Origin of the sequence: Propionicimonas paludicola, from assembly GCF_002563675.1 — a bacterium.
Classification (GTDB): Bacteria; Actinomycetota; Actinomycetes; order Propionibacteriales; family Propionibacteriaceae; genus Propionicimonas; species Propionicimonas paludicola.
This window is the reverse complement of record NZ_PDJC01000001.1, coordinates 576,770-589,952: the sequence shown is the minus strand read 5'-3', so window position 1 is coordinate 589,952 and position 13,183 is coordinate 576,770. Positions and strand designations below refer to the sequence as shown.

The 13,183-nt window shown below is 67.5% G+C and carries 12 protein-coding genes; 6 read left to right on the top strand and 6 right to left on the bottom strand.

All coding sequences use genetic code 11. From position 1 onward, the window contains the following. Nucleotides 1-17: 17 nt before the first annotated feature. Nucleotides 18-614 (bottom strand): malonic semialdehyde reductase, encoded by a 597-nt coding sequence (locus tag ATK74_RS02680; protein ID WP_098459596.1) that lies wholly within the window; start codon nucleotides 612-614, stop codon nucleotides 18-20. A 190-nt stretch (nucleotides 615-804) separates the two neighbouring features. On the opposite strand from ATK74_RS02680, the gene ATK74_RS02675 reads away from it, so the two are divergent. From ATK74_RS02675 to ATK74_RS02665, 3 genes are read left to right on the top strand one after another with little or no spacing between them, the layout of a single operon-like run. Continuing rightward, a complete protein-coding gene (locus ATK74_RS02675; protein WP_098459595.1) occupies nucleotides 805-2,034 on the top strand; it encodes an MFS transporter in 1,230 nt (409 codons plus the stop codon). 34 nt (nucleotides 2,035-2,068) lie between these two features. Next, a complete protein-coding gene (locus ATK74_RS02670) occupies nucleotides 2,069-2,785 on the top strand; it encodes a type 1 glutamine amidotransferase (protein WP_098459594.1) in 717 nt (238 codons plus the stop codon). Nucleotides 2,786-2,836: 51 nt separating this feature from the next. Continuing rightward, complete coding sequence (locus tag ATK74_RS02665) at nucleotides 2,837-3,214, top strand: PLDc N-terminal domain-containing protein (protein WP_098459593.1); 378 nt, start codon at nucleotides 2,837-2,839, stop codon at nucleotides 3,212-3,214. Here the strand turns inward: ATK74_RS02665 and ATK74_RS02660 are convergent. Continuing rightward, on the bottom strand, nucleotides 3,196-4,110 hold the full coding sequence (locus tag ATK74_RS02660) for an EamA family transporter (RefSeq protein WP_098459592.1): 915 nt from the start codon (nucleotides 4,108-4,110) through the stop codon (nucleotides 3,196-3,198). The genes ATK74_RS02665 and ATK74_RS02660 overlap by 19 nt on opposite strands. A gap of 71 nt (nucleotides 4,111-4,181) precedes the next feature. Between ATK74_RS02660 and ATK74_RS02655 the strand changes: the two genes are divergently transcribed. Then, nucleotides 4,182-5,072, top strand: a complete 891-nt coding sequence (locus tag ATK74_RS02655; RefSeq protein WP_098459591.1) for a LysR family transcriptional regulator — start codon at nucleotides 4,182-4,184, stop codon at nucleotides 5,070-5,072. Nucleotides 5,073-5,316: 244 nt separating this feature from the next. Continuing rightward, nucleotides 5,317-6,102 carry a serine O-acetyltransferase gene (gene cysE, locus ATK74_RS02650; protein WP_098459590.1) on the top strand — a complete coding sequence of 262 codons (786 nt, stop codon included), beginning with the start codon at nucleotides 5,317-5,319 and terminating at the stop codon, nucleotides 6,100-6,102. 554 nt (nucleotides 6,103-6,656) lie between these two features. Here the strand turns inward: cysE and ATK74_RS02645 are convergent. Together ATK74_RS02645 and tatA are read right to left on the bottom strand one after the other, a co-directional pair. After that, entirely contained in the window at nucleotides 6,657-8,012 is a 1,356-nt protein-coding gene (locus tag ATK74_RS02645; RefSeq protein WP_098459589.1) for a GH1 family beta-glucosidase, read from the bottom strand. 74 nt (nucleotides 8,013-8,086) lie between these two features. Beyond that, complete coding sequence (gene tatA, locus ATK74_RS02640; RefSeq protein WP_098459588.1) at nucleotides 8,087-8,284, bottom strand: twin-arginine translocase TatA/TatE family subunit; 198 nt, start codon at nucleotides 8,282-8,284, stop codon at nucleotides 8,087-8,089. 450 nt (nucleotides 8,285-8,734) lie between these two features. On the opposite strand from tatA, the gene ATK74_RS02635 reads away from it, so the two are divergent. After that, a complete protein-coding gene (locus ATK74_RS02635) occupies nucleotides 8,735-11,347 on the top strand; it encodes a peptidoglycan-binding protein (protein ID WP_169923701.1) in 2,613 nt (870 codons plus the stop codon). Between the two features lie 7 nt (nucleotides 11,348-11,354). Here ATK74_RS02635 and ATK74_RS02630 read toward each other — a convergent pair whose 3' ends face one another. Further along, entirely contained in the window at nucleotides 11,355-11,990 is a 636-nt protein-coding gene (locus ATK74_RS02630) for a lipoprotein LpqH (RefSeq protein WP_098459586.1), read from the bottom strand. Between the two features lie 61 nt (nucleotides 11,991-12,051). Next, the gene (locus ATK74_RS02625; RefSeq protein WP_098459585.1) at nucleotides 12,052-13,146 is read right to left on the bottom strand and encodes a VanZ family protein; all 1,095 of its coding nucleotides are present in this window, start codon (nucleotides 13,144-13,146) and stop codon (nucleotides 12,052-12,054) included. Nucleotides 13,147-13,183: the final 37 nt, after the last annotated feature.

The window sequence follows — 13,183 nt, the reverse complement described above, 5'->3', positions numbered from 1 at the left end:
GAGCACCGGACCGAAGTTCAGGCCAGCGACACCGCATCACCGAAGCTCAGCCGCGGGTTGCGCGGGAAGCTGCCGCCGTCGGCCACGTGGCCGATGTTGACCACCAGGATGGTCTTCAGCGAGGTTCCGGCGAAGAACTCCTGATCGATCCCGGCCGCATCGATGCCACCCATCGGGCCGGCGTCCAGGCCGACCGCGCGGACCGCCAGGATGAAGGCGCCCGACTGCAGCCAGGCGTTGTTCAGCGCCATCTGTGCGCGGCGCTCGTCGTTGGCCGCCAGGCCGTCCTTGGCGCTCGGGTTCTGCGGCAGCAGCACGGGCAGGTGCTCGTGGAAGTCGGTGTCGGCAGCCAGAATCGCGATCACCGGGGCCGACTCGGCCTTGGCCCGGTTACCCTCAGCCAGGAGCGGGAGCAGACGCTGTTTGCCGGCCTCGGTGCGGACGAAAGTGATCCGCAACGGCTGGCTGTTCATGGCGGTGGGCGCGAACTTGGCCAGCTCGTACAGATGAGCCAACTCGGCGTCGGTGACCGGTTCAGCGGTGAAGCTGTAGGCGGTGTGGCGGTCGGTGAAAATGCCCTCGGCGGTGGGCTGATTGCCGGTGTCGATCATCATGCTCCGTGATGTAGTTGAGAACTAAACTATATCTCAATCGTACTCCGCTCGCATCGCGGCGGGATGGTTTGACAACGTCGTTCGAGCCGGAGTCGAATGGACGATCGGCGAAGCCGCGTCCGCTCTGCACTGGCCGAACCTCGCCATTCCCGTGACCTGAGGGTCCACTCCTCCCAGGACGGAGTTCGCAGTGCTTCGGCCAGCCGCCACCACGACGCCACAGCGCGCCCGGCTGCTGCTGATCGCCGCCTTCGCCATCACCGGGATCGTGGCGTTCTCGTGGATGGCCCGGATCCCCTCGGTGATGAGTGCCCTGGGTCTGACCGCACCGCAGTTCGGCGCCGTGCTGCTGGTCGGCTCGGTCGGCTCGGTGGTCACCGTGGTCGCCTCCGGCGGCCTGCTGAACCGCTTCGGGACCGTCCGACTGTTCGCCTTCGGCACCGTGATCAATGCCCTCGGCATCGCCCTGATGGGCGTTGGCCCGGCGCTGGCCTCGGTCTGGGTGTTCACGGCCGGAATCATCATCAGCGGCATCGGCGGTGCCCTGCTGAACGTGTCGGTGAACCTGGAGTCGACCCGGATCGAGCAGGCTCTGGGTCGGACGGTGATTCCGCACTTCCATGCCGGTTTTTCGATCGGCGCCGTGCTGGGCTCGCTGATCGGGGCCGGAGCCTCGTCGCTGAGCATTCCGGTCGGCACCCAGTTCATCGCCATCGCCGTGCTCTCCGGCGGCTTGCGACTGGCCGCCCTGCGCACAGGCTTGGTCCTGCCCGGACGGAGCCTGGCCGCCCACACCGACGGCCGCTGGCACGTCAAACTGCGCGCCGAGCTCTCGGCGTGGACCGAGAGGCGGACGATGCAGATCGCCCTGGTCGCCTTCGTGGCCGCCTTCAGCGAAGGCGTCGCCAACAACTGGCTGACCGTCTCGTTCGTGCAGGACTTCGCCGAACCGGAGGCCATCGCCGGCCTGGCCCTGGGCGTGTTCATCGGCGCCATGACCCTGCTGCGGGTCTTCGGCTCGCGGCTGATCGACTGGCTCGGACGCGCCCGCACCCTCCAGCTCTCGCTGATCGCCTCGGTGGTCGGACTGGCCCTGTTCGGCCTGGCCAGTTCGGCCGGGCTGGCCGTGGTCGGCACCGCCCTGTGGGGCCTGGGGGCCGCGCTCTGCTTCCCGATCGCCGTGGCGGCCGCGTCCGACGAGCCCAGCCTCGCTGCCGGCCGCGTCTCGGTGGTCGCCTCCATGGGTTCGATCGCCGCGCTGGTGGCCGCTCCGATGGTCGGCTTCATCGCCGCAGCCCTGGGTGCCCAGCACTCGATGCTGGTGGTGCTGATCGGCCTCCTGCTCGCCCTGATGGTCAGCCCCCGGGTCGACCCTCCGACCGTCGGTTTACCCCTCGATCAGCCTCTTTCGCGTTCGTAACACAGCCGTCAGATCACCGGACTACCCTGCCTGCATGGCAACTCCGGTCCGCGCCACCATCATCCAGCCCGACCCGCACGTCCCTCTGGATCGATTCGGCCATTGGCTGGGAATCAACCGGATCATGGTCCGCGGCGTCCCGCTGTGGAAGGTGGACGTACCGAGCCTGGCCGAGATCGGCGACGGCGTGCTGCTGCTCGGCGGCACGATGAGCGCCCATGACGGCGCCACGTTCTCCTGGATCGATCCGCTGAAGAAGCTGCTGGTCCAACTGGTCGAAGCCGACGTGCCGGTGCTGGGCATCTGCCTGGGCCACCAGCTGCTGGCCGAGGCCTTCGGCGGCCAGGTGACAGTGTCCGATCCGGCCGGTGGCGAACACGGCGCCTACGAGGTCTCCTGGCACCCCGGCGCAGCCGAGGACCCCGTACTGGGGAGGCTGGCCGACCACGGCAGTTCCCTGCTACTGGAGTCGCACGACGACGCCGTGACCGTCCTGCCGCCGGGATCGACCACCCTGGCCAGCAGTGAGTTGTACCCGAACCAGGCGTTCCGGGTCGGTTCGGCACTGGGCGTCCAGTTCCATCCGGAGGCATCGCCGGAGCTGATGGGTCGCTGGACCGAGCTCGACGGCGGCGACGGACGCGAGATGCGCCGCTCACTGCACCGAATGGACACCGACCTGTCCCGCAACGGGCGCCTGCTCGCTCAGGCGTTCGCCGGGCAACTGCGGTCACGGGCCCTGGCCGCCTGAGTCGACCGCTTCGCCGATGGCCTATCTTTGGAGACAGGCCAAGGAGGTTCGATGCTTCGCGTGCTACCGGTGATTGCCGCGCTACTACTGCTGGTGTTCAGCTTGGTGGACTGCGCCCAATCGCCCGATGCCCGGGTCCGCAACCTGCCCAAGTGGGTCTGGCTGCTGCTGATCCTGCTGGTGCCCTTGGCCGGGCCGATCGCCTGGCTGTTCGGCGGACGTCCGATCGTCGGCACGCCACCGAAGGCTCCCACCGCCGCACCACGTCCGCCGCGGGCCCCCGACGACGATCCCGACTTCCTGGCCAAGCTCAAGCCGCAGGCCGACCATGAGCGGCTGCTCAACCAGTGGGAGGCCGACCTGCGCCGGCGTGAAGCCGAACTGCGGGAGACCGAGGACCAGCCGCCGGATCAGACCCCGGAGGCCTGAGGCAGGGCCGGCTCGGTGGCGGCCACCACCACCGGACGCCGAACGGCGCCGATCAGCACCCCGCCGACCACGATCAGTCCACCCAGCAACTCCAGCCAGTTCGGCCACTCGCCCAGCACGAGCGCTGCGGTGAGGATGCCGACCACCGGCACCAGCATCGAGAACGGGGCCACCACTCCGGCCGGATGCCGGGCCATCAGCCAGGTCCACAGCCCCGAACCGACCACCGTTCCGATCAAGCAGGTGTAGGCCAGTCCCACCCAGGCCGGCACCGCGGCCATACTCAGCGAACCGGCCAAGGCAGCCCCGATCTGCGCGGGACCTTCGAAGATCAGCGACAGCGCGAGCATCGGCAGCGGTACCACCACCGACATCCACATGGTCAGATGCAGGGGGTTGGGCGGCTTGGCCAGTCGCGAGGACAGGTTGCCGAACGCCCAGCCCAGCGCCCCGATCAACACCAGCAGGAAGGGAAGCAGACTGGCCGCCTGGGCTCGGGACCAGCCGACCAGAGCCATTCCGGTCACCGCCACCGCGATCCCCAGCCATTGCATGGCGGTCACCTTCTCCGACAGCAGGATCGCGCCGAGCACAAGGGTGATCGGCCCGGACGCCTGTAACACCAGCGATGCCAGCCCGGTCGGCAGTCCCGCGGCCATTCCGGCATACAGGAAGGTGAACTGGATCACCCCGAAGCCCAAGCCGTAGCCGATCAGCCAGCGCAGCGGGACCTGCGGTCGGGGGACCAGCAGCAGGGTGGGGATGGCCAACAAGGTGAACCGGATGGCGACCAGAAGGAAGGGCGGGAAGCTGCCCAGCGAGGCGTGGATAGCCAGGAAGTTCACTCCCCAGATCACGGCAACGGCAATGGCGATCAGGCGGTGGCGAACGGGCATGTCCCCATCCTTGCCGCAATGATGTTGAAGGTCCATCGCGGAATCTCGAGCTAATGCTTTAGTCTTCCTTCATGGACTTGCAGCATCTGGAGTTGCTCCGCGAGCTGCGGGACCGCGGCACCATCACCGCTGTGGCCGCAGCCGGCTTCCGCTCCCCTTCTGCGGTCAGCCAGCAGTTGCGCACCGCGGAGCGCGCCTTCGGGCTGCGCCTGGTCGAGCCGGACGGGCGCCGCCTGCGGCTCACCGAGGCCGGCCGGCTCCTCGCCGACGGCGCCCAGCAGGTGGCGATCACCTTGGCCATGCTGCAGGCACAGCTGGACGAACTCCGCGGAGAGGCGCAGGGCACCGTCCGGATCTGCGGACTGCCCAGTGCCACCGAGCTCCTGGTCCCTGAGCTGATCGGACGACTGGCCCAGACCCAGGTCCGCATCAACCTGGCCGACGAGGACATCGCCGAGGCGGACTTCGCCGGTCTCACCGCCGACTACGACCTGGTGATCGCCCACAGCCTGGCCGCGATCCCGTCCGGGGCCGGCGACCGGCTGGTGGTCACCTTGGCCACCGAGCCGCTGGACGTGGCCGTGCCCATCGGCCACCGGCTGGCCGGTCGACGCCAGCTCACCCCGTCCGATCTGGCCGACCAGGACTGGATCGGAGTGCCGATCGGTTTCCCGTTCGACACAGTGCGGATCGCGATCGAGAACCGCTGCGGGCGCAGCCTCAACGTGGTGCAGCGGGTCCGGGACAACCGACTGGTGGAGGCCCTGGTGGCCAAGGGGATCGGCTGCGGGCTACTGCCCCGGTTCTCCACCCGCCCGCGGCATGGCGTGGTCACCATCCCGTTGGCCGAGGTGCGGTCCACCCGTCAGATCGTCGCGATTGCCCGCCCCGACCGGGTCGAGCGGGCCGCGGTCCGGCTCGCCTTGGACCAGCTGGCCGCGATCGGTCGGGAGCTGCGCTGACCCGCGACCACTCGGCCGCGCGCGATTCGGTGCTGGTAGCCTTGAGCTATGCACAGCTGCCCCCGAGTTTCGGCAATCGCGGAATCGGTGCGCGCGCTGCGGTGTTGTTGTTGCGGCTGACCTCGCAGTACCCGGGCCCGTCCATGCCGGTCACCCCGACCGCCAGCACCAACCGAAGAACACCACACTCGACGATCACTCCCCGCTTGGCGGGCACCGCCGAATCACCGCAGAGGACGCATTCATGACCACCAGCCGCGACGAGATCTGGAACCGGATCCGCACCGAGGTCGAGGCCGACGCCGCCAATGAGCCCGCGCTGGCCAGCTTCTTCCACGCCACAGTGCTCTCCCACCAGCGCCTGGAGGATGCGCTCAGCTTCATCCTGGCCGAGAAGCTCGGCAGCCCGAACATCACGGCGTTGAGCCTGCGCGAGTTCATTCGGGAGGCCTTCGACTCCGACCCGTCGATCGGGGTGGCCTTCCGCGAAGATCTCCGGGCGGTGCTGAGCCGGGATCCGGCTTCCCGCGGCTACTCCGCGCCACTGCTCTACTTCAAGGGATTCCACGCCCTGCAGGCCTACCGAGTCGCCCACTTCTACTGGACGAACCAGCACCCGACCCTGGCCCGCTATCTGCAGAGCCGGATCTCGGAGGTGTTCGCCGTCGACATCCACCCCGGCGCGCGGATCGGCAAGGGCATCATGTTCGACCACGCCACCTCGATCGTGATCGGCGAGACGGCGGTGGTGGAGGACGACTTCTCGATGCTGCACGAAGTGACCCTGGGTGGCACCGGAAAGATCGGCGGCGACCGCCACCCCAAGATCGGCAAGGGCGTCATGATCGGTGCCGGCGCAAAGGTGCTCGGCAACATCCGCGTGGGCGAGGGCGCCAAGATCGGCGCAGGCTCAGTGGTCCTGGAGGACGTCGAGGCGTTCACCACCGTGGCCGGGGTTCCGGCACGTCCGGTGAGCTACCCGGTGCACGGGCTACCCGCGCTCGACTTGGAGGCCGACCCGATCGACTGAGGCTTCGAACGCCGTTGGGGGGCGCCGGGATAGGGGATTCCGAAGCTGGGGTGATCGCGCGGCCGTCCAAGCCGCTACGGGTTTAGGCGCCAATCGCGAACGAGAAGGCGAACGAGACTTCGTGGACCGCGGTGGGCCAGTTCACGACTACCAACGCAGCCGCAGTGGCCAGCAGGGCCAGGCCTGCTACGACAGTCCATCCGATGGGGTGCCGCCGGGCAATTACCCGACGCGAAACTACCGTCATGTCAAACTCCTCCTGATCCCGGGGGGCGGGAATCGGTGTGGCCGGGGGGGCCGAGAGTCATCGCTGAGCGCGGCCAGCTATGAGATCTCTTGGGGAAAACGCTACTCCACGCTCAGCCGATTGTCTGGAGTCCCCAAGCGGGTAACACCTTGTGCCCCCCGGATGAGGGGCATTTCACGGCCAAAATTGGTCCAAGTGGACACCCGAACGGTCACCCGATGGGGGGACAAATCGGCCAGAAATGGGCTATTTCACGGCCGTATCAGCCACCACGATTTTCTCAACCAGTGGTGGAGACTGCGCTCGATCAGCCGAACTGATGCGTCCGGGCCACCTGCGAGTACCACAGCGCACTGGCCTTGGGCACCCGGTTGAGGTCGGCGTCCATGGCCACGATGCCGAACTTCTTGGCGTAGCCGAAGGACCACTCGAAGTTGTCGATCAGCGACCAGGTCAGGTAGCCGCGCAAGTTCACCCCGGCGTCGATCGCCTCCCGGCAGGCGATCAGGTGATCGCGCAGGTAGGCCAGTCGGGTGTCGGTGTCGTCAACGAAGCCGTCGGCGTCGGGCTCCTCGGCCCAGGCGCTGCCGTTTTCGGTGATCACCAGGGCCGCTCCGGCCGGGCCCACGTACTCCTCCTGCAACTGGACCAGCAGGTCCCGCAGTCCGCCCGGGTCGATATCCCAGCCCATGTCGGTGACCGGGAGCCCGCGGGAGACGTAGGCGGCGTCCGGCGCCAGCAGATGCGGCCCGCCCCAGGACGGCTCACCGGCCCGGAACACGCTCGTCGAGTAGTAGTTGACCCCGAGGACGTCGATGGGTGCGCTGATCGCCGCCAGGTCGCCGTCCTGCACCAGGTCCGCCGGCCAGTACGCCTTGGCGTCCTCCAGCAGATCGGACGGGTAGGCGCCGTGGAAGATCGGCTCGGTGAAGATGCGGAAGAAGGTCTGGTCGATCCGCCGGGTGACGTCCCGATCAGCCGGATCGTCGGTGGCCGGAAGCGCCGGGGAGAAGTTCAGCGTGATTCCGAGACTGGCCTCCGGATCAGCCTGGCGGAGCGCCTGGATCGTCCAGCCGTGAGCCAGCAGCAGATGATGCGCGGCCTGGAATGCCTCCACAGGATCCTTGTGGCCGGGGGCGTGCTCACCGCTGCCGTAGCCGAGGAAGGCCGAGCACCACGGCTCGTTGAGGGTGGTCCAGGTCCGGACCCGATCACCGAGCCGGTCGTGGACGGCCAGGCTGTAGTCGACGAACTTCTTGGCGGTGTCGCGGTTCGTCCACCCGCCCGGCAGGTCGGCCGGCAGATCCCAGTGATAGAGGGTCAGCCACGGGTCGATGCCCTTCTCCAGCAGCTCGTCGACCAGTCGGGAGTAGAAGTCCATGCCGGCCGGGTTGATCCGGTCGCCGTCCATCACCCGAGGCCAGGAAACCGAGAATCGGTAGGTGGACATCCCCAAGTCCGCCATCAGCGCGACGTCCTCGCGGTAGCGGTGGTAGTGGTCGCAGGCCACGTCCCCGTTGTCACCGTTGGCCACGGCGCCCGGAACCCGGCTGAACACGTCCCAGATCGATTCCTTGCGACCGTCGAGGTCGGCCGCGCCCTCAATCTGGTAGGCAGCGGTTGCCGTTCCGAAGAAAAAGTGGTCAGGGAACTGGATGGTCATCGTTGATCCTCACTGATGGACGTGCAAGCCCACGACAGCCGGCCGAACCGGCCGTCGATGCTGCGGAAGGAGCCTCAGGCAGGCGTGGAGTCGTCGGGCTTGGTTTCGTCGGCCGGCTTCGGGAGCTGCTTGTCGCCCACGCCCGACTCTTCCTTGAACTCGCGGATCGCCTTCCCCGCGTTCTTGCCGAAGGTCGACAGCTTGGTGCCACCGAACAGCACCAGCGCAACCACAGCAAGGACGACCCATTCCCAACCGCCAAGACTCGGCATCAGGCTTGCTCCTTCCACGCCAGCGCCCCTGATGGGTTCCGGCTGCAGTTTCACCCATTGTGGGCCATCGCCAAGGCTACGCCAGGCGCGAAGCGGGATTTCGGTACGCCACCCGCGCACTCCGGGGCGGTCGATCCGCCCGAGATCCGGCCTGCCCCTAGCCTCACAGCCGGCTCTCAACCCTCAACGGCCACCTCAGCCGAGACTTCCTGGGGAAATCATCAAAACCCCTAGTCAGCCGCTACTCAAGAATTCAAACTCTCAAGTAACACCGCAGGGTGGGGGTTGCCGATCCCGGCCACGATAGGTACGAAAGCCCTTGTGAAGCCGTCACGAGTACTTGCCGTTGCCTTGGGTTGGTCCCTGGCTGTCCTCGTCGCGTTCACGAACAGCACCCCCGCCAATGCTGCATCTGTTTCGGACTCCGCCAAGAAGTCCTTCATCGCTAGCGTGGTCAGCGCGGCTCAGTCGAGCCAGCGCGCGTACGGGGTGCCGGCTTCGGTCTCTATCGCCCAGGCCATCGTGAACAGCGACTGGGGCACCTCCACCCTGGCCAAGTCCGCCAACAACTTCTGGGACACCCGCTGCACCCGGTCGCTCACTCCGAGCCAGTTCGCAGCCCTGGCCGACGCCCAGGTGGGCAAGGCCTATGTGTTGGGGGCCGAAGCCCTGGCCAGCAACCCGAACCCGTCCAAGTTCGACTGCTCCGAGCTCGTCCAGTGGCTGTACTCCCGCTCCGGCAACAAGATCACCGACCTGGCCGCTGCGCAGTACAACGCCACCAAGCCGGTCAGCGGCAGCCCCAAGGTCGGCGACCTGGTCTTCCTGCGCAACAACCCGGCCCGCTCGAACGGCATCGGTCACGTGGCGATCCTGACCGGCAAGCTCGCCAATGGCGACTGGCGGATCATCGAAGCCCGCGGACGCGCCTACGGCGTCGTGCGGACCACCTTGTCCTACTGGAAGACCCGGAGCTACTACGCGGGCCTTCGCCGCTCGTCCAACTTCATCCTGGCCGGCACCGAAGGCGTGGTGCTCGCCGCCAACTCCTACAGCCAGCAGTCCGGCTGCATTTCGATCACCAGCGGCGGCAAGACCATCCGCTACAGCAAGTACTCCTCCCCCACCTACTCCTTCGCCGAGCACGCCGATCAGGTCGTCAACTCCCCCGATTACGCGGCCGCCCGTGCGGTGATGGACGACAAGTCCGCCTTCATCGACGCGCTCGCCACGATCGAGGAGCCGAAGGGCGCCGGCGACTACGCGAAGAAGCTGCGCGCGGTGATGGCCGAGTACAACCTCGGTGACTACGACGTCGTCCCGTTCAACCTGGTCCTGACCTCCGGCAAGACCGGAGAGAAGGTGACGGCCCTGCAGTACCTGCTGAAGAAGGCCGGCGTCAGCGTGTCCGTGACCGGCAAGTTCGACTCGGCCACTGTGGCCGCAGTCAAGAAGTTCCAGTCGAGCAAGAAGCTCGGCGCTGATGGAGAGGCCGGCCCGAAGACCTTCGATGCGCTGTTCGGCAGCGTGAAGTCCGGTGCGTCCGGCGACGGCGTCAGTGCGGCCAAGACTCTGCTCACCCTGGTCGGCTACCCGGTCGCGAGCGGGACGAAGCTGGCCGGCGACACCGCTACCTCAGTGAAGGCGTTCCGCACCGCCCAGGGGCTCAGTGCCAGCGGCGATGTGGATGCCAACACCTGGAAGAAGCTCTTCATGTCGATCACGCCGGCCCCACAGCCGTTGCTGACCGGCACCCCGCAGGTCACCAAGACCCTGCAGGCGGACCCCGGGACCTGGCTGTCGGGTGCCTCCCTGCGCTACCAGTGGTACCGCAACGGGGCCGCGATCAGCGGAGCCACCGGTACCAGCTACACCCTGCAGCCCGAGGACGCCGGGACCGTGGTCACCTTCGCGGCAACCGGCTCCAAGCCGGCCATGACGTCGGTGACGCGCAAGGCCTCCAGCCCGGCGGTGGCCAAGGCCAACCTGAGCACTACCCCCACCCCCACGATCACTGGCACCGCCAAGGCCGGCACCAGCCTCACCGCTGTGCCCGGCACCTGGGCCCCCGCTCCGGTGACCTTCGGCTACCAGTGGCTGCGCGACGGCAAGCCGATCAGCGGTGCAACCGCAGCCACCTACCAGCTGCAGCTCTCCGACATCGGTGCGGTGATCAAGGTGGCCGTGACCGGGAACAAGGCCGGCTACAACTCGGTGACCAAGACCTCGGCCGGCACTGCCAAGGTCGCTGTGGCCGACCTGACCACGACCCCTCAGCCGAGCATCACCGGGACGGCGAAGGTCGGTAGCACACTGACCGCCACCGCCGGCGCCTGGGCTCCGGCTCCGGTCACCCTGAGCTACCAGTGGTACCGCGGCAACACCGCGATCAAGGGCGCCACCAAGAGCACCTACAAGCTGGCCACCGAGGACAGCGGCAAGACCATCAAGGTTGCCGTGACCGGTTCCAAGGACGGCTACAAGACCGTCCGCGTCGAGTCCGCCCCGCTGGCCTCCGTGGTCAAGGCCACCTTCGAGTCGGCTCCGGCTCCCACCATCAGCGGTACGGCCAAGGTCGGCTCCACTCTCACCGCGACGGCCGGGGAGTGGAAGCCAGGCGGCGTCACGCTGAGCTACCAGTGGTACCGGGGCAGCTCGGCGATCAAGGGCGCCACCAAGGCCAGCTACAAGGTGTCCGGCAGCGACGGCGGAAAGTCGCTCACGGTCGTCGTCACCGGAACCAAGTCCGGTTACGCCACCACCAAGGTCTCCTCGGCCCCGACAGAGATCACCTTGGAGCGGCTGAGCGCCACTCCGAAGCCGAAGGTGGACGGGATCCGTGGGGTGAACCACCTGCTGAAGGCCAAGGTCGGCAGCTGGAAGCCCGGTGGTGTCACGCTGAAGTACCGCTGGTACCGCAACGGCACCGCGATCACCGGGGCCACCAAGACCAGCTACATCACCTCGACCGCCGATCGCGGCAAGACGCTGACCTTCAAGGTAACCGGCTCGAAGTCCGGCTACCAGACGGTGAGCGTGACGGTGAGCGTCAAGATCAAGTAACGGCTGGTCACCACTCCTGATCGGCGCACTTCACAGTGGCGCCGAACGGAATGATCTCGGTCGTCTTGGTTCCATCGGAGTCGATCTCGACGGCAGTGGTGTTGCCCGAGATCCGATAGGTCGAGCCGTTCACGACCAGCTTGGCTGAGGTGCCCTTGGCCGGCTTGGACGAGTTGTAGCTCAGGTGCCAGGTGATCTCTTCGGAGTCCTCCCCCGTCTCGACGGCGAAGGAGAGCAACCGATCCTTTGCCGGAGCGAGTTCCGCGGTCAGAGTGACCTTCGTGAAGAAGTCGTTGGCCTCGTCGGTGACGGTGATCACCGGTCGGCCGTCCTTGCGGGTGCAGGTGCCCTCCATGGCCGAACTGACCTCGGAGTAGAAGTTCAGGTTGCCGGTGGCCTTCACCCCGGCTGCGCTCGGCGTCGGGGTGGTCGGGGTAGGAGTCGGCGTCGCCGTGGTCGGGGTGGGGGTCGGTGTGGGGCTGGTTTCGGTGACAGTGGGTGTCGCCACCGGCGTCTGCGGGCCAGCCACCTGAACCCCGAAGTAGGAACATCCGCTCAGGGCCAGGCCCAGTACCCCGACGCCCACCAGGGCACGGGCGCGCACGGCGCGACGATCAGGACGGCTCGAGACTTCGGTGTTCACAAGGTCAATGGTGCTGCCTGGGACAAGCCGATCCCCGAATGACGCGCCCAATCCGGCCAGGTCAGCCTTCCGGGGACATCGGGGTCGGCGTCGGCGCCGGCACCTCCGACTCGGCCTCCGGGTCGGGATCCTCCAGGCGAAGCTCCATTCCGGAGACCAGATGGCTGAGTCCACGATGGCTACGAGTCGGGCCGAGCAGCACCACACTGGCCACCACGAAGCCGAACCCGAGCAGCGGCACCGGAATCGACACATTGGTCACGGCCAGGTAGCCACCCACGCCGAAGCAGAACTTGAGCACCCGGGACGCCGGCTCGGCCAGCGAGCCCGGGACCGGATGCAGCTGTACCGCAGCCTCGCCGATCGTCCGCCCCCGGACGATCACCCAGTAGCCTTCGACGACCGCCGGGACTCCCACGCCCAGAACGAGGTCCACCCAGCCCGGAAGCTGATCCAGCGACCAGCCCAGGATCCCCGAGCAGAACATCCGCCAGGCGACGGTCAACCCGGCCCCGATCACCGCGATCACGGTCAGATCGACCACGATGCCGATCACCCGGCGGCCCAGCGTCACCGCGGTCACCGCAGCCGGTGGCCGGCGACGCTGCAGAACCAGCACCACCGGGATCGCGACCAGCGATCCGACCAGCGCTCCGACGGTGTTCAGCATCAGATCGTCCACGTCGAAGACCCGGTAGGCGCAGCGATAGAAGCCCCACACTCCGGTCTTCTGGGTCAGCTCGATCAGCAGCGAGATGACCGCACCGCTGGCCGTGGCCACGATCCAGCCCCGCTTGGCCAGCACCCGCAGGAAGTAGCCCAGCGGGGCGAACAGGACGACGTTGAACACCGCCTGCAGGAGGGCGCGGTTGCGCCAGGGCGTCCGGCCGTCCTCGGCGATGTCGGCGACGAACTGGAACGGGTGCAGCTGGGCGCTCATGCAGCTGAAGTGCTTTGACTCCGGGAGCGGAATCAGCGTGTAGCTCCACAGCGCCACGGCATAACAGGCGACCAGCACCAGGGTGACCACGTCGAAGAAGCGCAGCCGTCCGTGCCGGCGGTAGCGGTAGACGGCCACGGGGACGAAGGCCAGGAAGGCCAACCCGATCCCGACGAAGATCGCCACGAAGGTACTGGGTCCGAACTGCTTCAGCATGGCCGTCCTGTATGCACAACCCCACGCTAGCCGGTTC

What these genes read in the sequence shown, in the direction of transcription:
- ATK74_RS02665 (WP_098459593.1), top strand. Translation starts at nt 2,837, where the DNA reads ATGCTTCGCGTGCTACCGGTGATTGCCGCGCTACTACTGCTGGTGTTC.
- ATK74_RS02680 (WP_098459596.1), bottom strand. Translation starts at nt 614, where the DNA reads ATGATGATCGACACCGGCAATCAGCCCACCGCCGAGGGCATTTTCACC.
- ATK74_RS02660 (WP_098459592.1), bottom strand. Translation starts at nt 4,110, where the DNA reads ATGCCCGTTCGCCACCGCCTGATCGCCATTGCCGTTGCCGTGATCTGG.
- ATK74_RS02625 (WP_098459585.1), bottom strand. Translation starts at nt 13,146, where the DNA reads ATGCTGAAGCAGTTCGGACCCAGTACCTTCGTGGCGATCTTCGTCGGG.
- ATK74_RS02670 (WP_098459594.1), top strand. Translation starts at nt 2,069, where the DNA reads ATGGCAACTCCGGTCCGCGCCACCATCATCCAGCCCGACCCGCACGTC.
- tatA (WP_098459588.1), bottom strand. Translation starts at nt 8,284, where the DNA reads ATGCCGAGTCTTGGCGGTTGGGAATGGGTCGTCCTTGCTGTGGTTGCG.
- ATK74_RS02655 (WP_098459591.1), top strand. Translation starts at nt 4,182, where the DNA reads ATGGACTTGCAGCATCTGGAGTTGCTCCGCGAGCTGCGGGACCGCGGC.
- cysE (WP_098459590.1), top strand. Translation starts at nt 5,317, where the DNA reads ATGACCACCAGCCGCGACGAGATCTGGAACCGGATCCGCACCGAGGTC.
- ATK74_RS02645 (WP_098459589.1), bottom strand. Translation starts at nt 8,012, where the DNA reads ATGACCATCCAGTTCCCTGACCACTTTTTCTTCGGAACGGCAACCGCT.